General features: G+C 50.1%; 16 protein-coding genes, 2 tRNA genes and 1 pseudogene. 15 read left to right on the forward strand and 4 right to left on the reverse strand.

Annotated features, from left to right (window positions below):
• Positions 1 to 10 precede the first annotated feature (10 nt).
• From rpmA to cgtA, 3 genes are all read left to right on the forward strand, one after another.
• Entirely contained in the window at positions 11 to 268 is a 258-nt protein-coding gene (gene rpmA / locus O1Q74_RS02780; RefSeq protein ID WP_012773263.1) for a 50S ribosomal protein L27, read from the forward strand.
• 89 nt (positions 269 to 357) lie between these two features.
• Complete coding sequence (locus tag O1Q74_RS02785; RefSeq protein WP_271875987.1) at positions 358 to 1,320, forward strand: DMT family transporter; 963 nt, start codon at positions 358 to 360, stop codon at positions 1,318 to 1,320.
• 261 nt (positions 1,321 to 1,581) lie between these two features.
• A complete protein-coding gene (gene cgtA / locus O1Q74_RS02790) occupies positions 1,582 to 2,754 on the forward strand; it encodes an Obg family GTPase CgtA (RefSeq protein WP_012773265.1) in 1,173 nt (390 codons plus the stop codon).
• A gap of 70 nt (positions 2,755 to 2,824) precedes the next feature.
• Here cgtA and dacB read toward each other — a convergent pair whose 3' ends face one another.
• Entirely contained in the window at positions 2,825 to 4,258 is a 1,434-nt protein-coding gene (dacB, locus tag O1Q74_RS02795; RefSeq protein ID WP_271875988.1) for a serine-type D-Ala-D-Ala carboxypeptidase, read from the reverse strand.
• 268 nt (positions 4,259 to 4,526) lie between these two features.
• Here dacB and greA point away from each other — a divergent pair, with 268 nt between their 5' ends.
• The gene (gene greA / locus O1Q74_RS02800; protein ID WP_012773267.1) at positions 4,527 to 5,003 is read left to right on the forward strand and encodes a transcription elongation factor GreA; all 477 of its coding nucleotides are present in this window, start codon (positions 4,527 to 4,529) and stop codon (positions 5,001 to 5,003) included.
• Between the two features lie 128 nt (positions 5,004 to 5,131).
• Here the strand turns inward: greA and yhbY are convergent, their stop codons facing one another.
• Positions 5,132 to 5,425 (reverse strand): ribosome assembly RNA-binding protein YhbY, encoded by a 294-nt coding sequence (gene yhbY, locus O1Q74_RS02805; protein ID WP_010283039.1) that lies wholly within the window; start codon positions 5,423 to 5,425, stop codon positions 5,132 to 5,134.
• Positions 5,426 to 5,568: 143 nt separating this feature from the next.
• On the opposite strand from yhbY, the gene rlmE reads away from it, so the two are divergent.
• From rlmE to O1Q74_RS02840, 7 genes and pseudogenes are all read left to right on the forward strand, one after another.
• On the forward strand, positions 5,569 to 6,198 hold the full coding sequence (gene rlmE, locus O1Q74_RS02810) for a 23S rRNA (uridine(2552)-2'-O)-methyltransferase RlmE (RefSeq protein WP_271875989.1): 630 nt from the start codon (positions 5,569 to 5,571) through the stop codon (positions 6,196 to 6,198).
• A 56-nt stretch (positions 6,199 to 6,254) separates the two neighbouring features.
• Positions 6,255 to 8,195 carry an ATP-dependent zinc metalloprotease FtsH gene (gene ftsH / locus O1Q74_RS02815; protein WP_181829698.1) on the forward strand — a complete coding sequence of 647 codons (1,941 nt, stop codon included), beginning with the start codon at positions 6,255 to 6,257 and terminating at the stop codon, positions 8,193 to 8,195.
• Between the two features lie 117 nt (positions 8,196 to 8,312).
• Positions 8,313 to 9,146, forward strand: coding sequence for a dihydropteroate synthase (gene folP, locus O1Q74_RS02820; RefSeq protein ID WP_271875990.1), 834 nt, complete (start codon positions 8,313 to 8,315; stop codon positions 9,144 to 9,146).
• A gap of 7 nt (positions 9,147 to 9,153) precedes the next feature.
• Positions 9,154 to 10,491 carry a phosphoglucosamine mutase gene (glmM, locus tag O1Q74_RS02825; protein WP_271875991.1) on the forward strand — a complete coding sequence of 446 codons (1,338 nt, stop codon included), beginning with the start codon at positions 9,154 to 9,156 and terminating at the stop codon, positions 10,489 to 10,491.
• A 250-nt stretch (positions 10,492 to 10,741) separates the two neighbouring features.
• Complete coding sequence (gene secG / locus O1Q74_RS02830) at positions 10,742 to 11,074, forward strand: preprotein translocase subunit SecG (RefSeq protein ID WP_271875992.1); 333 nt, start codon at positions 10,742 to 10,744, stop codon at positions 11,072 to 11,074.
• Between the two features lie 24 nt (positions 11,075 to 11,098).
• Positions 11,099 to 11,185, forward strand: a tRNA-Leu gene (locus tag O1Q74_RS02835).
• A gap of 274 nt (positions 11,186 to 11,459) precedes the next feature.
• A pseudogene (locus tag O1Q74_RS02840) lies at positions 11,460 to 11,860 on the forward strand (Arm DNA-binding domain-containing protein); the annotation flags it as partial.
• Between the two features lie 38 nt (positions 11,861 to 11,898).
• Here the strand turns inward: O1Q74_RS02840 and O1Q74_RS02845 are convergent.
• Together O1Q74_RS02845 and O1Q74_RS02850 are read right to left on the reverse strand one after the other, a co-directional pair.
• Positions 11,899 to 12,444 carry a thioesterase II family protein gene (locus O1Q74_RS02845; protein WP_271875993.1) on the reverse strand — a complete coding sequence of 182 codons (546 nt, stop codon included), beginning with the start codon at positions 12,442 to 12,444 and terminating at the stop codon, positions 11,899 to 11,901.
• Positions 12,445 to 12,493: 49 nt separating this feature from the next.
• The gene (locus O1Q74_RS02850) at positions 12,494 to 12,979 is read right to left on the reverse strand and encodes an acyltransferase domain-containing protein (RefSeq protein ID WP_271875994.1); all 486 of its coding nucleotides are present in this window, start codon (positions 12,977 to 12,979) and stop codon (positions 12,494 to 12,496) included.
• A 787-nt stretch (positions 12,980 to 13,766) separates the two neighbouring features.
• On the opposite strand from O1Q74_RS02850, the gene O1Q74_RS02855 reads away from it, so the two are divergent.
• The 4 genes from O1Q74_RS02855 to infB all read left to right on the forward strand — a co-directional run bounded on the left by O1Q74_RS02855 (position 13,767) and on the right by infB (position 18,788).
• A tRNA-Met gene (locus tag O1Q74_RS02855) sits at positions 13,767 to 13,843 on the forward strand.
• A gap of 216 nt (positions 13,844 to 14,059) precedes the next feature.
• Positions 14,060 to 14,512 carry a ribosome maturation factor RimP gene (rimP, locus tag O1Q74_RS02860; protein ID WP_271875995.1) on the forward strand — a complete coding sequence of 151 codons (453 nt, stop codon included), beginning with the start codon at positions 14,060 to 14,062 and terminating at the stop codon, positions 14,510 to 14,512.
• A 21-nt stretch (positions 14,513 to 14,533) separates the two neighbouring features.
• Positions 14,534 to 16,063 carry a transcription termination factor NusA gene (gene nusA, locus O1Q74_RS02865; protein ID WP_271875996.1) on the forward strand — a complete coding sequence of 510 codons (1,530 nt, stop codon included), beginning with the start codon at positions 14,534 to 14,536 and terminating at the stop codon, positions 16,061 to 16,063.
• A 25-nt stretch (positions 16,064 to 16,088) separates the two neighbouring features.
• Positions 16,089 to 18,788, forward strand: a complete 2,700-nt coding sequence (infB, locus tag O1Q74_RS02870) for a translation initiation factor IF-2 (RefSeq protein ID WP_271875997.1) — start codon at positions 16,089 to 16,091, stop codon at positions 18,786 to 18,788.
• Positions 18,789 to 18,860 lie beyond the last annotated feature (72 nt).

An 18,860-nucleotide genomic window follows, 5' to 3' on the forward strand; every position in this document is an offset into this window, starting at 1 on the left:
AGCGGATTAAATGGCACACAAAAAAGCTGGCGGTTCAACCCGTAACGGTCGTGACTCTAATGCACAACGTCTGGGCGTAAAACGTTTTGGCGGTGAAAGTGTACTGGCTGGTAACATCATCGTTCGTCAACGTGGCACCAAATTCCACGCAGGAACTAACGTTGGCTGCGGGAAAGACCACACTCTGTTTGCTTTGACTGATGGTAAAGTTCAGTTTGAAGTTAAAGGCCCAAAAAACCGCAAATATATCAGCATCGTTGCTGAATAATTTTTCGCGTTAGGTCTTACGGATTCAAGCCCCGCAATTCTTTGCGGGGCTTTTTACATTCTGATTCTGAGTAAACCATCTGGGTAAGTATGAATACTAAACAGCAGACGGGTATCGGTCTTTGTCTGGCGCTGACTACGGCAGTTTGCTGGGGCGCGTTACCGATAGCCATGAAACAGGTTCTGGTGGTAATGGAACCTTATACGATTGTTTGGTATCGCTTTTTTATCGCGTCGATTGGACTCGGCATTATTCTGTCATACCGTAAGAATTTACCGCCAATGCGAGTTTTCTTGCATCGGCGTTGGTGGGTTCTGCTACTGATTGCAACCGCTGGATTATTAGGCAATTTTGTTTTCTTTAGCTCGTCTCTGCAATATCTGAGCCCGACGGCGTCTCAGGTTATCGGGCAGCTTTCTCCTGTTGGTATGATGTTCGCCAGCGTACTTATCTTAAAGGAAAAGATGCGTGGCACGCAGGTCATTGGCGCGATCATGCTGATCTGCGGCCTGATCCTGTTCTTTAATACCAGCCTGATTGAGATTTTTACCCGGCTGACGGACTACACGCTGGGCGTGCTGTTAGGCGTCTGCGCGGCTGCGGTGTGGGTCTCCTATGGCGTAGCGCAGAAGGTGCTGCTGCGGCGTCTGACATCACAGCAAATTCTGTTTCTGCTATATGTGCTTTGCGTTATGTTTATTACGCCTTTTACCAAGCTTGAGGCTATTTTCCAACTAAGCAACTGGCAGCTTATCTGCCTGCTATTCTGCGGTGCGAATACATTAATTGGGTATGGTGCGCTTGCGGAGGCCATGGCGCGCTGGCAGGCATCGCAGGTTAGTGCCGTCATTACGCTGACGCCGCTGTTTACGCTGTTTTTTTCCGATCTACTGGCGTTAGGCTGGCCGACTTTCTTTGCTGCGCCAGTGCTGAACTGGGTTGGTTACCTGGGCGCTTTTGTCGTGGTTGCCGGTGCGATGTTTTCTGCTATCGGACATCGTTTCTTCCCCGGTAAGAAAGAACGTGTGCCGCCATTGCTGGTGCAGAAGTAGCCTGAAAGAACACGTATTGCAGAGGGGCACCGTCGACTTTTGGCATTTTGCATGTGTTGCTTATTTTTAATACAGATGAAATTATTGGAGCAGGCAGGTACAATCCGCTCCTTTGCTAGAATACGTTCTGGTGCGTCAGTTTTTTTAATGGTGAGTAGAACTACGCTACATGCCATAAAATCAAAAAGTTACGCCAAAGAGAACCAATAACAAGCCTAAAACACGTAGATATTCTCTATTGGTTTTTTGCGGAGAGAATCAATGAAGTTTGTAGATGAAGCCACAATTCTTGTTGTGGCAGGCGATGGCGGTAACGGTTGTGTTAGCTTTCGTCGTGAAAAATATATTCCTAACGGCGGCCCAGATGGCGGTGACGGTGGTGATGGTGGCGACGTATATCTGCTGGCTGACGAAAACCTGAACACACTGATCGATTACCGTTTTGAAAAATCTTTCCGCGCTGAGCGTGGACAAAACGGGCAAAGCCGTGACTGTACGGGTAAGCGCGGCAAAGATATTACGATTAAAGTCCCGGTTGGTACGCGTGTTCTCGATCAGGGAACTGGCGAAGTGCTGGGTGATATGACGCGTCATCAGCAGAGCCTGATGGTAGCGAAAGGCGGCTGGCATGGTTTAGGTAACACGCGTTTTAAATCATCCGTCAACCGTGCTCCTCGCCAGAAGACCAGCGGCACGAAAGGTGAAGAACGTGAGCTGACACTGGAACTGCTGTTGCTGGCTGACGTGGGAATGCTGGGGCTGCCCAACGCAGGTAAATCGACTTTCATCCGTGCGGTATCAGCGGCAAAACCAAAAGTCGCCGACTATCCGTTTACCACACTGGTGCCGAGCCTTGGCGTGGTTCGTATGGATAGCGAACAGAGCTTTGTTGTGGCGGATATTCCTGGTTTGATTGAAGGAGCATCCGAAGGCGCTGGGTTAGGGATTCGTTTCCTGAAGCACCTGGAGCGCTGCCGTGTTCTGTTGCACTTGGTTGATCTGGCTCCGATTGATGAGTCTGACCCGGTTGAAAATGCCAAAATCATTATCAACGAGCTAGAGCAGTACGGCGCAGGTTTGGCAGAAAAACCGCGTTGGCTGGTTTTCAACAAAGTTGATTTGATCGACAAAGCTGAAGCGGAAAAACGAGCTAAAGAGATTGCGACTGCGCTTGGCTGGGAAGGGAAATATTACCTGATTTCTGCGGCGAACCGTGAAGGCGTCACGCCACTTTGCTGGGATGTGATGAGCTTCCTGAAAGCCAATCCGAAAGTGACGGCGATTGCTGAAAGCGCACCGGAAAAAGTTGAATTCATGTGGGACGATTACCATCGTCAACAACTGGCTGAAATAGAAAAAGAAGCTGAAGAAGAGTGGGATGATGATTGGGACGATGAAGATGACGAAGGCGTTGAGATTATCTATCAAAAGTGATGCGTTCTTCTGCTAGTTAATGCTCGTTTATTGCGGCCTTACCCCATCAGGGTAAGGCCGCATTCTTATTTTAATTGTTCTGATAAATGTCTTTGTAGAGGCGACTCTCAAATCGCACCAGAGGGACACGGCGTGCGCGTTGGTCTTCTGGCGGCACGGCATAACCGGACAGGAACTGAACGAATGCCATGCGCTGGCCACTCGCGGTGGTGATGAAGCCTGCCAGATTATATACGCCCTGTAGTGCCCCTGTTTTCGCCGAAACCTTGCCATCAACGCCAGCTTCATGCAGGCCGCCACGATAGCGCAGCGTGCCGTCATAGCCGGAAAGTGGAAGCATGGTGATGTAATTCAACTCATTATCGTGTTGTGCGATGTACTGCAATACCTGCATCATCGTTTCTGGCGAGATCAGGTTGTGTCGTGACAGGCCTGAACCATCAACAACGATGCTGTTTCCTAAATCTACACCGGCTTTCTGGCGCAAAATTTGGCGCACGGCATCAGCGCCAGCGCGCCATGTACCCGGCACGCTAAAACGCTCATGTCCAATGGTACGAAAAACCGTATCGGCAATCATGTTGTCTGATTTTTTCAGCATGATGGTGAGCAGATCGTGCAGTGGCGCGGATTGTGTCTGAGCCAGCACGCTCCCCGCTGCTCCTGGCTGCGTCTGACGACGAAGGCTGCCCTTGATGCGAATATCTGCCTGCTGTAGCTCATCTTTAACAATCGCGCCGGCATAGCTGGCCCCATCCTGAATGGCGAACGCCAGCGGAAGCGGCTCTGTGCGTTGAGTCAAACAGCCTGTAAGCGTAAAACGATTCAGTTCCCCAGGGACCACATCCAGTTCGCAATATTGCGCATCAGACGAGCCTTTAGCCAGCGTACGGACCTCGCTGAACATTTGCACCGGATAATAGGATGCAACGCGGATAAACGCATTGTCACCCGCTTTAGGCGCGCTGTAGAGTGAGACAGAGAAGCAGTTACGATCGACAATCGCGGCGCCCGGTGGGGCGCTGAAGCACTGCGTCATGTCGTTCCAGGGCCAGCCTGGCGCTTTATCGTGACTGGCGAATACCGAGGTATCGATTAGCACATCCCCTGCGATTTCCTGTATCCCGCGCTTTCTTAATTCTTGCACCATGTTCCGTATTTGCTGGCGCTTAAGCGTTGGATCGCCGCTAAATCGTACTATGAGGTTACTGTTCAGAATACCGCTAGTGACAGGGCCATGGCTTTCCATCGTAGTGATGAATCGATAGTCTGGACCTAATTGCAGTAATGCAGCTAATGCAGTTATCACCTTTTGTGTACTGGCGGGAAGCGCCATTTGCTGGCTATTGAAGGCCATGCTGGGTGTTGTTGAGCCAACTTTTTGTACCAATAGCGCCAGATTGGCCCCGTCTGGTAAATATTGGCGATGATCCTCAACAGAAGCTGCATTCGCATGCAGAACAAAAGCGCAGGCAAGTCCGGTAACAATCGATGAAAAACGCATAATCTCAGCTAATAACGGGGTAACATGTGGTCATACTACGGCGCAACAAGGCCTAAAGTAAACGATGACCCTCATTGAACTCTGGGGTAAAATACGTATCAAAATGCAAAACCGCTGCTAGCCTGGAAATTTTGTTCTGGGGCTGGTTGCTTTTGTTTTGTGTCCAGTGAGGACTTGCACGTTGCAGAGACTCTGTCGCCTTTGATTTTTAGCGCGTCAGGATGACGATTATTTGAGTCTTACGGACTTTTTTAGAGGTATAGACAATATGAAACAATTTCCGATGACCTTGCGTGGTGCTGAAAAATTGCGCGAAGAGCTTGACCACCTGAAATCTGTGCGTCGACCTGAGATTATTGCGGCCATTGCCGAAGCGCGTGAGCACGGCGATCTGAAAGAAAATGCAGAATACCACGCTGCACGTGAGCAGCAGGGCTTTTGTGAAGGACGCATTCAAGACATTGAAGCGAAACTGTCTAACGCACAGGTTATTGATGTCACGAAAATGACGGCGAACGGGCGTGTTATTTTTGGCGCAACGGTAACGGTCATGAACCTGGATAACGAAGAAGAACAAACCTACCGGATTGTTGGCGATGATGAGGCGGATTTTAAGCAGAATCTGATCTCTGTGAATTCTCCGATTGCGCGTGGTCTGATCGGCAAAGAGGAAGATGACGTTGTGGTCATCCGTACGCCGGGCGGCGATGTGGAATATGAGATCCTGAAGGTCGAATATCTATAAATTTTGCTGGGTTGTTGATTAAAACAGCAAAAATTGTAAAGAAAAGAAAAAGGCCGCTTGCGGCCTTTTCTCTAACCGAGAGGCATGGCACCTTTCCGTTAAAACTGAGTATCCTGAAATAAAAAGTGTTATCGTGGTAACACAATTTTACGTTCTTTCGCAGGACGGTACAGCACCAGCGTGTGGCCGATGACCTGAACGTTCGCGGCCCCCGTTTCACGAACAATGGCCTCGACAATCAAGGCTTTGGTTTCGCGGTCTTCTGTCGCTACTTTTATCTTGATCAGTTCGTGATGCGCCAATGCTTGTTCGATCTCAGCCAAAACACCTTCGGTGAGACCGTTATTGCCCAGCATGACAACCGGTTTTAGCGGATGTGCCAAGCCTTTCAGGTGTTGTTTTTGTTTATTACTTAGGTTCATTGTCTTTTTTACTTAGGTTGGGATTGAAAACGGGTCATTCTACCGCCATCTCATGATTATAACCAATTTGACTGTTCTGATTGGTAATATGTGAGAAGTTTCTCCCCACCACGAGCGTGTTACTGAGAATAGTTGGAAAATCGATGGCGAATAAAAAGCGTTCTGCAAGTTCCAGTCGCTGGTTGCAGGAACACTTTAGCGATAAATATGTGCAGCAGGCCCAGAAAAAAGGGCTGCGCTCACGTGCTTGGTTTAAACTTGACGAAATACAACAGAGCGACAAACTGTTTAAACCCGGTATGACGGTTGTGGATTTAGGCGCTGCACCCGGCGGTTGGTCACAGTATGTGGTCACGCAAATTGGTGGAAATGGTCGAATTATCGCGTGCGATATTTTACCAATGGATCCGATTGTCGGCGTCGATTTCCTGCAAGGGGACTTTCGTGATGAACTGGTCCTCAAAGCCTTGCTCGAAAGGGTTGGCGATAGCAAAGTTCAGGTGGTGATGTCTGACATGGCCCCTAACATGAGTGGTACACCAGCCGTTGATATTCCGAAGTCGATGTATCTGGTTGAATTAGCACTTGGTATGTGTCGGGATGTATTAGCGCCAGACGGAAGTTTCCTGGTGAAAGTGTTTCAGGGAGAAGGCTTTGATGAATACCTGCGGGAAATTCGCTCCCTGTTTACGAAAGTGAAAATTCGTAAACCAGACGCCTCACGTGCCCGGTCTCGTGAAGTGTATATTGTAGCGACAGGGCGGAAACTGTAGTACCCTAACGCTGTTTTTTAACACAGTTGTAATATGAGGTTAATCCCTTGAGTGACATGGCGAAAAACCTAATTCTCTGGTTAGTCATCGCAGTGGTGCTGATGTCTGTTTTCCAGAGCTTTGGGCCCAGCGAGTCGAATGGCCGTAGGGTGGATTATTCAACCTTCTTGACTGAAGTGAATCAGGATCAAGTCCGTGAAGCACGTATTAACGGGCGTGAGATCAGTGTTATCAAAAAAGACAGCAACAGATACACGACTTACATTCCTGTCAATGACCCCAAGCTACTGGATAACCTGCTAACGAAGAATGTGAAAGTCGTTGGTGAGCCACCGGAAGAGCCAAGCCTGTTGGCTTCTATCTTTATTTCCTGGTTCCCGATGCTGTTACTGATTGGTGTCTGGATCTTCTTCATGCGCCAAATGCAAGGCGGCGGCGGTAAAGGTGCCATGTCCTTCGGCAAGAGCAAAGCGCGTATGTTGACTGAAGATCAGATCAAGACGACGTTTGCGGATGTAGCTGGTTGTGACGAAGCGAAGGAAGAGGTTAGCGAACTGGTCGAGTACCTACGTGAACCTAGCCGTTTCCAGAAACTGGGCGGTAAGATTCCGAAAGGCATTCTGATGGTCGGCCCGCCGGGGACAGGTAAAACGCTGCTGGCGAAAGCGATTGCCGGTGAAGCGAAAGTGCCTTTCTTTACGATTTCCGGTTCTGACTTCGTTGAAATGTTTGTGGGTGTCGGTGCTTCTCGCGTCCGTGACATGTTCGAACAGGCGAAGAAAGCGGCACCTTGTATCATCTTTATCGATGAAATCGACGCCGTTGGCCGTCAGCGTGGTGCAGGTTTGGGCGGTGGTCACGATGAACGTGAACAAACGCTGAACCAAATGCTGGTTGAGATGGACGGCTTTGAGGGTAATGAAGGCATTATCGTTATCGCGGCGACGAACCGTCCCGATGTCCTTGACCCTGCTTTGCTGCGTCCCGGTCGTTTTGACCGCCAGGTTGTGGTTGGTCTGCCGGATGTTCGCGGTCGTGAACAGATTCTGAAAGTGCATATGCGTCGCGTACCGCTATCTCCCGATATCGATGCGTCAGTTATCGCGCGTGGTACACCCGGTTTCTCTGGTGCGGACTTGGCTAACTTGGTTAACGAAGCCGCATTGTTCTCTGCTCGTGGCAACAAACGCGTTGTTTCGATGGTTGAGTTTGAGAAAGCGAAAGACAAAATCATGATGGGTGCCGAGCGCCGTTCCATGGTTATGACTGAAAAGCAGAAAGAATCGACGGCATATCATGAAGCGGGGCACGCTATCATCGGGCGTCTGGTGCCAGAGCACGATCCGGTCCATAAAGTGACGATCATTCCACGTGGTCGTGCGCTGGGCGTGACGTTCTTCCTGCCTGAAGGTGATGCGATCAGCGCCAGCCGTCAGAAACTGGAAAGCCAGATCTCTACGCTGTACGGCGGTCGACTGGCCGAAGAAATCATTTACGGCGTGGAGCATGTTTCTACCGGTGCGTCCAATGACATCAAAGTCGCAACGTCGATTGCTCGTAACATGGTCACGCAGTGGGGCTTCTCTGAAAAACTGGGTCCATTGCTCTATGCGGAAGAAGAGGGTGAAGTATTCCTCGGCCGTTCTGTAGCAAAAGCCAAGCACATGTCAGATGAAACGGCGCGTATCATCGATCAGGAAGTGAAATCACTGATTGAACGCAACTACGTGCGTGCTCGTGAGCTGTTGATGGCCAATATGGATATCCTTCACTCGATGAAAGATGCCTTGATGAAGTATGAGACCATCGATGCGCCGCAGATTGATGACCTGATGGGGCGTAAGAAAGAGGTTCGCCCGCCTGCGGGTTGGGAAGAGTCTCGTTCTGACAACGATTCCGGCAACGGCGGTGGGACACCTAAAGCCCCTACGCCAGTGGATGAGCCGCAGACGCCGAATCCCGGTAACACCATGTCAGAGCAAGCGGACGACAAATAATTCGCCTGCGATTGATATCGGTAACTTATGAAACCCCAGCTCAGGCTGGGGTTTTTTACTGGGAATATTCTTTGAATCACATTTCATGCTAACCACACCAGAATGCGGAGGTAAATCATGCAACTGGTTGCCAGAAACTCAACGCTGGATCTTTCCTGCCCACACGTCATGGGGATTCTTAACGTCACGCCGGACTCTTTTTCCGATGGTGGCAAACACAACAAGCTCGATGCTGCCCTGTTGCACGTTCAGGAGATGGTTACCGCTGGCGCGACCCTGATCGATATTGGTGGTGAATCAACGCGTCCTGGGGCGGATGAGGTGAGTACGGAAGAAGAACTGGAGCGTGTGGTGCCCGTTGTTGAAGCCATTGCTCAGCGTTTTGACGTCTGGATCTCTGTTGATACCTCAAAACCGGAAGTCATGACGGCATCAGCGCTGGCAGGCGCACATCTGATTAATGATATTCGCGCTTTGCAAGAACCTGGCGCTCTGGAAGCTGCTGCGGCAACAGGGTTGCCCGTGTGCCTGATGCACATGCAGGGTATGCCGCGAACGATGCAGCACAAACCGCATTATGATGACCTGATGCAGGACATCGGGAATTTCTTGCAACAGCAAATAGATCGCTGCGTGAACGCCAATATTCCGAAAAGTAAGCTATTGCTGGATCCTGGGTTCGGATTCGGTAAGAATCTTGCCCATAATTATGCGCTTCTGGCCCGCCTGAGCGAGTTACATCGTTTTGAACTACCTCTTCTGGTGGGGATGTCGAGGAAATCCATGATTGGACAACTCCTCAATGTGCCGCCTGCGCAGCGTGTTCATGGCAGTGTCGCCTGCGCAGTGATCGCGGCGATGCAGGGAGCACAGATTATTCGCGTGCACGATGTTAAAGAAACGGCTGATGCCATGCGCATTGTTGAGGCCACCCTTTCTGCGAAGGAATAAAAACGAGATGAGTAACCGCAAATATTTTGGTACCGATGGCGTACGTGGCAAGGTTGGCGATACGCCGATTACCCCTGATTTTGTGCTTAAACTGGGTTGGGCCGCGGGGAAAGTGCTCGCACGACATGGTTCTCGTAAGATTATTATCGGCAAAGATACCCGCATTTCAGGCTACATGCTGGAGTCTGCGCTGGAAGCTGGGCTGGCAGCTGCGGGTTTGTCGGCTTCTTTTACTGGCCCGATGCCGACGCCGGCGGTTGCTTATCTCACCCGCACGTTCCGTGCAGAAGCGGGTATCGTTATTTCTGCGTCTCATAACCCGTATTACGACAATGGTATTAAATTCTTCTCAATTGACGGCACCAAGTTGCCGGATGACGTAGAAGAAGCAATAGAAGCTGAACTGGAAAAACCGCTGACGTGTGTTGAGTCTGCTGAATTAGGCAAAGCCAGCCGTATTGTTGACGCCGCGGGTCGCTACATCGAGTTTTGTAAGGGGACGTTCCCGAGCGAACTGAGCCTCAATGGTTTAAAGATTGTCGTCGATTGTGCTAATGGCGCTACCTATCATATCGCCCCCAGCGTATTGCGTGAGCTTGGTGCTAAAGTCATCGCGATTGGTTGTGAACCGGATGGTATGAATATCAATGAAGAGTGCGGAGCGACCGACGTCAGGCTGCTACAGGCACGCGTGCTGGCTGAAAAAGCGGATGTCGGGCTGGCCTTTGACGGCGATGGCGATCGGCTCATCATGGTCGACCATTTGGGCAACAAAGTCGATGGCGACCAGATTCTGTATATCATCGCCCGTGAAGGCTTACGTCAAGGGCAACTGCGCGGTGGTGCGGTAGGCACGCTGATGAGTAACATGGGGCTTGAGGTGGCGTTAAAGCAACTGGGCATCCCGTTTGCTCGCGCCAAGGTGGGCGATCGCTATGTATTAGAAATGATGCAGGCAAAAGGGTGGCGCATTGGTGCAGAAAACTCCGGCCATGTGATCCTGCTCGACAAAACGACGACGGGCGACGGTGTGATTGCTGGTTTGCAAGTACTTACCGCGATAGTGAGAAACCATATGAGCCTGCATGATTTATGCAGCGGTATGAAGCTGTTTCCACAGATACTGGTCAACGTACGGTTTACAGGTGAAAACGATCCGCTGGAAGACAAAAATGTGCAGCAGATTACGCAGGATGTGGAAAAAGAATTGGCCGGACGCGGGCGTGTGCTGCTGCGTAAATCCGGTACTGAGCCGCTTATCCGCGTCATGGTTGAGGGTGAACACGAAGAGACCGTAATCGCGCTGGCAAACCGTATTGCCGATGCGGTGAAAGCTGTTAGTTGAGGGCTTTTTTGATTCACCAATCAGGTAGATAAGGCTTTCGATAGGCATCTTGTGTCGAAAGCCGCTGTTTTTTTCTGCAATCAACCCGCGGTGATCAAATTACCCTTGCGTACGTTACCTCCTTTGGTTAGTATTCAGACCCGCTTGATAGGGGATGTTCGAGACATCTGACTTGCGGAATAACACGCGGTTTACCGCCAAAATATAGCATTCTCCATAAAATATGGGGAAACGGTTAACAGGTACGACTATGTACGAAGCTCTATTAGTGATTTTCCTGTTAGTATCGATCGGGCTGGTTGCCTTGATCATGCTTCAACAGGGTAAAGGTGCTGATATGGGAGCGTCGTTCGGAGCAGGTGCTTCTGCCACTTTGTTCGGTTCGAGCGGCTCTGGTAATTTCATGACCCGCATGACGGCGATACTGGCGACCCTGTTCTTCATTATCAGTCTCATTTTGGGCAACCTGAGTTCGCTGCAGAAAAAAGGCGGCGCTTGGGACAACCTAAGCCAGCCTGAAAAAGCCGAACAGACAACAACGCCTGCTGCGCCTTCAACGCCGGTGAGTGACATTCCTAAGTAAGCGTTTTAAAGTAGTAATGGTGATGCCGTGGTGGTGGAATTGGTAGACACGCTACCTTGAGGTGGTAGTGCCCGATTGGGCTTACGGGTTCAAGTCCCGTCCTCGGTACCAACATAAAAAGTAGACGTCAATGAGCGTCTATTTTTTTTATCTGAATCCCTCGAATTTACAGCTTTTCCCTTCTGTTCTTACTCTCCCGATGTAGACTCAACTCAACTCAACTCAACTCAACTCAACTCAACTCAACTCAACTCAACTCAACTCAACTCAACTCAACTCAACTCAACTCAACTCAACTCAACTTGTTTATGTGGGGACACTTGCGGGTATATTCCCGCAGGCAAAAATCTTGTACCCGCAATGACGCTTTTTAAAGGAAAGCACGATGGCATTGACGGATAAAAAGTACGTTCAGCGAAACCTGAAGAGAAGGTGTATAAGCTGACAGATGGCAGTGGCATGTTTCTTCTGGTTCATCCCAATGGCTTCAAATACTGGCGTTTTCGCTATCGCTTTGGTGGTAAAGAAAAGATGCTAGCTCTTGGTGTCTATCCTGATGTTTCTTTATCAGATGCTCACCAGAAGCGTGATGAGGCCAGAAAATTAGTGGCTGCGGATATCGATCCTAGTGAACACAAGAAAACAGTGCAGGCTGAGTAGCAGGATGGATCCAGAACGTTTGAAGCGATAGCCAGAGCCTGGCACGCGGATAACAAGAAATGGTCGGAACTGCACAGTGAACGCATCCTGAAGGGATTAATTGAACAAAATTTTTTCCGATGCGTTGTGATTTATCCCTTTGTATCGGGGAATTTGTGGATCATTCAGTTCGACGAACGGGGTGATCCTCGTATACAGGAAGTATCTTCAATTATCTCGTCAACATGATAGCGCTGCAAAATTTGCATAAGCGCCTCGAGCACCGCTTGCCTCTGCTGCTGAATAAAAAAGTGCCCACCGTCAAATAACAGTACCGTCGCAGGATCGGTAAACAACCTCTGCCACTGTGGCAGCTCCATCACGGGAACATTCTGATCCTGGCGTCCCCCCATTATCGTAACGGGTAGTGGTAATGGTGTGACAGAGGATAAGTGGTAATCCTCTACCAAGCGGAAATCAGCACGTAGCATAGGCAAAACCAACGCCATCAGTTCTTGATGAGCCAGCAATTCCGGCGGCGTCCCCCCATACCCTTGCAGATGCTGGATAAATGCAGCGTCTGAAAGCGATGACATCGGCGATATGTCACGAATCAGATGCAGTGGTCGACAGCCTGAAGCAATAAAATGGAGAGGCAAACGCTGCCCGTGTTCCTGTAATGCCTGCATTAATGACATACCCAAACGGCATCCCAGGCTGTGACCGAACAATAACCACGGTTTATCAAGCGGAATGTGCTGCCGTAACGCCTCAACAACTTCAGCTAATCTCCTCTTCAGGGCCCGCGACTACCGACAACTCAGGTCCATTAACCGCCGCCAGTGAAAGTACTGGCCAGTCGCGCAGCAAAGCAGTAAGCGGCGCTTCCGCCAGCGATATGGATAACATTCTCCCCGGCTCTGCCTGTTGCATTAATTGACCACGTGTTGCCACCAGAGTCAGAGCCGCATCAAGGGTGAACACACCACATAGCGTCGCTGCCACCAGCTCGCCTACACTGTGTCCCAGCATATGGCTGACCTTCACCCCTTGCGCCTGTATGCTGAGCGCCATCGCATACTCAATACAGAACAGCGCAGGTTGCGTCACCGCCGTGCTGTTTAACCATGCCAGTTGCACATCATCTGGTGTGCTTTGCGCCATCAGAGAGTGTAGGTCAAGGCCACATTGTTCTCGTAATATGCTGAAACAGTGGCTGATTTCATCACGAAACGTTGGTAACGTCTGACAGAGTTGCTGAGCCATCCCCCAGTGAAGTGGTCGACAAAAACTGGCCACGGTTTTAGCGCTTTTCCAAAACAATCGCTCTTAAACCTGCAAACGGTGGTTCCAGTGGCCTGCTCTGTGCCTGTCAAACAGGGCATCTAATCAGTGACTTATCTTATATTTCTTTCATTATACCTTCACAAAAAACGCCGAAAAAAGTAAACGATTCACAGGAGGAGTTGGGTTATCCCTCCGTAGAAAAAGATCAATGGACATCAGCTAGATAGCTGTGGCTGATTTTACCAGCACAGATGAATTTAATCATGAAGCTATACAGTAAGCGAATGCAGACTGAACAAAACTTTCGTGATGAAAAAATGAGCGATTCGGTTTTGGACTACGAGCCAGTGGGAGCAAGAACGAGGAGCGACGTTGGGGCTAAACCTGCTGACAACACTGGCGTCCATGGCGATCTGGTTTTTTGGCTATCATTTTGATAATAATATAGCTTCAGCTTCACTATCAGGCAGGCAGCATTAAAATTCACAGGCGATGTCGTTTTTGACATTGGCGGACAATGTGTTACGACATTCACCGTAAATAGTTAGTCTGATAAAGCTAGAGAGGGTTTTAGTCCCGCAGGCCAGCGCCTACCGAAGCGGGGGCCGGTGTATTAGCGGTGATTTTGTGGGCATTCCTCTACACCCAACGGCCGATGATACTTGACAAAAAGGGGCCCCGCGCGTATAAAAACCACCTTCGAACCAATTTTATGGATAACTTGCATTTATGCAGTTGTCAGCGTAGTATTTGCCACGTTTTCGGACGCGGGGTGGAGCAGCTTGGTAGCTCGTCGGGCTCATAACCCGAAGGTCGTCGGTTCAAATCCGGCCCCCGCAACCACTTAACTTCTAGTAAAGTATTTTTTCAAATAGGTTTTTCACTCAATTTTTATCTCTTTTTGCAGTGATTTTTGAAAAAATTTTTTACCGGAAGTTGCTGCGCTGGTTTGCGGTATTAGGGTCCAGTTGCATAAAACCCCGATTTTTCGGGGTTTTTTGTTATTTGGCAACAAACAACTGGGCTATTAGGCCCTTTTTTTATGTCTTGGGGGTGGGCTTGTCCACATTAGAGCAAAAATTAACAGAGATGATTTCAGCACCCGTTGCCGCATTAGGCTACGAATTAGTTGGGATTGAGTTCATCCGCAGTCGCCAATCGACACTGCGTATCTATATTGATAGTGAAGATGGCATCACTGTTGATGATTGTGCTGATGTCAGCCACCAGGTCAGTGCGGTATTGGACGTCGAAGATCCAATCACTGTCGCCTATAACCTGGAAGTGTCGTCTCCAGGGCTTGAGCGTCCCTTATTCACGGCAGAACACTATCTGCGTTTCATCGGTGAAGAGGTGACAGTGGTGCTGCGTATGGCAGTCCAGAATCGCCGTAAATGGTTGGGTGTAATCAACGCTGTTGACGGCGAAATGATCACCATAACAGTGGAAGGCAAAGATGAAGTATTCGCGCTGAGCAACATCCAGAAAGCGAATCTTGTACCCCACTTTTAAAGTTTGGATGAGGCAACTAGGATGAACAAAGAGATTCTGGCTGTTGTTGAAGCAGTTTCCAATGAGAAAGCCGTCCCACGCGAGAAGATTTTTGAAGCGTTGGAAACCGCACTGGCGACAGCGACCAAGAAAAAATACGAGCAGGAAATTGATGTTCGCGTCAGTATCGATCGCAAAACGGGCGATTTTGATACCTTCCGTCGTTGGTTAGTGGTGAATGAAGTCACTCAGCCAACGCGCGAAATCACGCTTGAAGCCGCGCAGTTCGAAGATCCTGCCCTTGATGTTGGCGGTTACGTTGAAGACCAGATCGAATCTGTAACCTTTGACCGTATTACAACGCAAACGGCAAAACAGGTTATCGTACAGAAAGTTCGTGAAGCCGAACGTGCGATGGTTGTTGATCAGTTCCGTGAGCAGGAAGGCGAGATTATCACCGGTGTCGTGAAGAAGGTGAACCGTGATAATATTTCGCTTGAAGTCAGACCAATCGATGGCTCTAACACCAGCGCAGAAGCGGTAATCGGCCGTGAAGATATGCTGCCCCGTGAGAATTTCCGCCCTGGCGACCGTATTCGTGGCGTACTGTATTCTGTTCGTCCTGAAGCTCGCGGTGCTCAACTGTTTGTCAGCCGTTCCCGTCCGGAAATGCTGGTTGAACTCTTCCGCATTGAAGTGCCAGAAATCGGTGAAGAAGTCATCGAGATTAAGGCCGCAGCCCGCGATCCGGGTTCACGTGCGAAAATTGCAGTGAAGACGAACGACAAGCGTATCGATCCTGTCGGTGCGTGTGTGGGTATGCGTGGCGCACGTGTGCAGGCGGTTTCCAGTGAGCTGGGCGGCGAGCGTATTGATATCATTCTGTGGGATGATAATCCTGCTCAGTTTGTGATCAATGCAATGGCGCCTGCCGATGTGGTATCGATTGTGGTTGATGAAGATACCTGCACGATGGATATCGCCGTTGAATCGAGCAATCTGGCTCAGGCGATTGGTCGAAACGGGCAAAACGTACGTTTGGCTTCCCAGCTATTGAAACAGCACCGTTCAGACGATCGTTGGGAACTGAACGTGATGACAGTGGAAGATCTTCAAGCCAAGCATCAGGCTGAAGCACATGCTGCAATCGATGTCTTTACCAGGCACCTTGATATTGATGACGAATTTGCCACTGTGCTGGTTGAAGAAGGTTTCTCCTCACTTGAAGAACTGGCCTACGTGCCAATCAAGGAACTGCTGGCTATCGAAGGCCTTGATGAAGAAACCGTTGAAGCATTGCGTGAGCGTGCGAAAGCCGCATTAACCACGCTGGCACTGGCGCATGAAGAAAGCCTGGGTGACGGTCAACCTGCTGAAGACTTGCTTAGCTTGCCTGGGCTGTCGCGTGAGTTGGCGTTCAAACTTGCTGCGATCGGTGTTTGTACGCTGGAAGATCTTGCTGAACAGGGTGTTGACGACCTGACAGATATTGAAGGGCTCAATGATGAGCAAGCGGGCGAATTGATTATGGCCGCGCGTAATATCTGTTGGTTTGGCGACGACAACGAATAACGAACTGTAGCAGGAAAGGAACAGCATGACAGATGTAACCGTAAAATCGCTGGCCGCAGAGATTCAAACTCCGGTTGACCGCCTGATACAGCAGTTTGCTGACGCGGGAATGACCAAGTCTGCATCGGACTCTGTGACCCAGCATGAAAAAGAAACATTATTGGCGCATTTGAACCGCGATCGCGGTAATGCGCAGGGTAAACTGACGCTGCAACGTAAAACACGCAGCACGTTAAATGTCCCTAGCACTGGCGGTAAAAGTAAGTCGGTGCAGATCGAAGTCCGCAAGACACGCACTTATGTAAAACGCGATCCGATTGATGCCCAACAGGCGGAAGAGGAAGAGCAGGCACGGCGTGAAGCGGAAGAACAGGCACAACGTGCCGCTGAAGAGCAAGCTAAACGCGAGGCCGAACTGCGTGAAGCTGCTGAGAAAGCGAAACGTGCTGCCGACGAGCAAGCCAAACGTGAAGCCGCTGAAAAAGCTAAGCGTGATGTAGCGGAAAAAGAAAAAGTGACGAACCAACAAAACGAAAATATGACCAAGCCGGCTCAGGCCGAGAAAGCGAAGCGCGAAGCGGAAGCTGCCGAACTTAAGCGTAAAGCGGAAGAAGCGGCACGTCTGAAAGTTGAAGAAGAAGCCCGTCGCATTGCTGAAGAAGCCCGTCGTATGGCCGAAGAGAATGCCGGGCGTTGGGAAGCGGAAAGCGCTAAACCTGAAGAGTCTGCCGATTATCATGTGACGACGTCTCATCATGCCCGTGAAGCGGAAGATGAGAATGACCGTCAGGTTGAGGGCGAACGCCGCAGCCGCAGCCGCGCTGGCAAAGTGACCAAACAGAAGAAAGGCAATCGCCAGTCTGAGTCCAAAGCTGACCGCGAAGAAGCGCGTGCCGTTACCCGTGGCGGTAAAGGCAAGCGTAAGCCAAGCTCACTGCAACAAAGCTTCAATAAGCCTGTTCAGGCAGTTAACCGTGATGTTGTGATCGGTGAAACGGTTACCGTTGCTGAACTGGCTAACAAAATGGCCGTTAAAGGTTCTCAGGTCATCAAAGTGATGATGAAACTGGGTGCGATGGCAACGATCAACCAGGTTATCGACCAGGAAACCGCGCAACTTGTTGCGGAAGAGATGGGTCATAAAGTCATCCTGCGTCGTGAGAACGAGCTGGAAGAAGCGGTAATGAGTGACCGTGATACGGGGGTTGCAGCGGAAGCGCGCGCACCGGTCGTGACTATCATGGGTCACGTTGACCACGGTAAAACCTCTCTGCTTGACTATATTCGTTCAACCAAGGTTGCGGCGGGTGAAGCGGGTGGTATTACCCAGCACATCGGTGCTTACCACGTTGAAACCGACAACGGTATGATTACGTTCCTGGATACACCGGGACACGCCGCGTTTACCGCAATGCGTGCTCGTGGTGCTCAGGCAACGGATATCGTGGTACTGGTTGTGGCGGCGGATGATGGTGTGATGCCTCAGACCATCGAAGCTATCCAGCACGCGAAAGCCGCTCAGGTTCCGGTTGTTGTTGCAGTCAACAAAATCGATAAGCCTGAAGCCGATCCTGATCGTGTGAAAACCGAACTGTCTCAGTACGGCGTCATGCCGGAAGAGTGGGGCGGCGAATCTCAGTTTGTCCACGTATCTGCTAAAGCCGGTACGGGCATCGACGAACTGCTGGATGCGATTCTGTTGCAGGCCGAGGTTCTGGAACTGAAAGCCGTCCGTAGCGGCATGGCAAACGGTGTAGTGATCGAATCCTTCCTGGATAAAGGTCGTGGCCCGGTTGCAACCGTACTGGTTCGCGAAGGTACGCTGAATAAAGGCGACATCGTTCTGTGCGGCTTTGAATATGGCCGTGTCCGTGCGATGCGTGATGAATTAGGGCGTGAAATTACGTCAGCGGGTCCTTCTATTCCTGTCGAAATTCTCGGTATGTCCGGTGTGCCTGCCGCAGGTGATGAAGCGACGGTTGTTCGTGACGAGAAGAAAGCGCGTGAAGTGGCCTTGTATCGTCAGGGTAAATTCCGTGAAGTCAAACTGGCTCGTCAGCAGAAATCTAAACTAGAAAACATGTTTGCCAACATGACAGAAGGTGAAGTTTCTGAACTGAATATCGTATTGAAATCTGACGTTCAGGGTTCTTGTGAAGCGATTTCCGATTCACTGCAGAAACTGTCTACTGATGAAGTGAAAGTGAAGATCGTGGGTTCCGGTGTGGGCGGTATCACAGAAACGGACGCCACGCTGGCAGCCGCTTCGAATGCGATTATCCTTGGCTTTAACGTTCGTGCAGATGCATCAGCACGCCGCATTGTTGAATCAGAAAGCCTGGATCTGCGTTATTACTCCGTCATTTATGATTTGCTGGACGAAGTAAAACAGGCGATGAGCGGTATGTTGGCGCCGGAATACAAGCAAGAGATTATCGGTCTGGCCGAAGTCCGTGATGTCTTTAAATCACCGAAATTTGGCGCTATCGCTGGTTGTATGGTGACGGAAGGTATCGTGAAGCGTCACAACAAGATCCGCGTACTGCGTGACAACGTGGTGATCTACGAAGGTGAACTGGAATCTCTGCGCCGCTTCAAAGATGACGTTAACGAAGTTCGTAACGGCATGGAATGTGGTATCGGCGTGAAGAACTACAACGACGTTCGCCCTGGCGACATGATCGAAGTCTTTGAAACGATTGAGATCAAACGTACGATCGCGTAATCCTTTTGCAGCGACGACGTAAGTGATTCGTAAGGGGGGCCTAGTGCCCCCCGATTTTTACTGGAGAATTTA

The organism is Pectobacterium sp. A5351 (assembly GCF_028335745.1).
Lineage (GTDB): Bacteria > Pseudomonadota > Gammaproteobacteria > Enterobacterales > Enterobacteriaceae > Pectobacterium.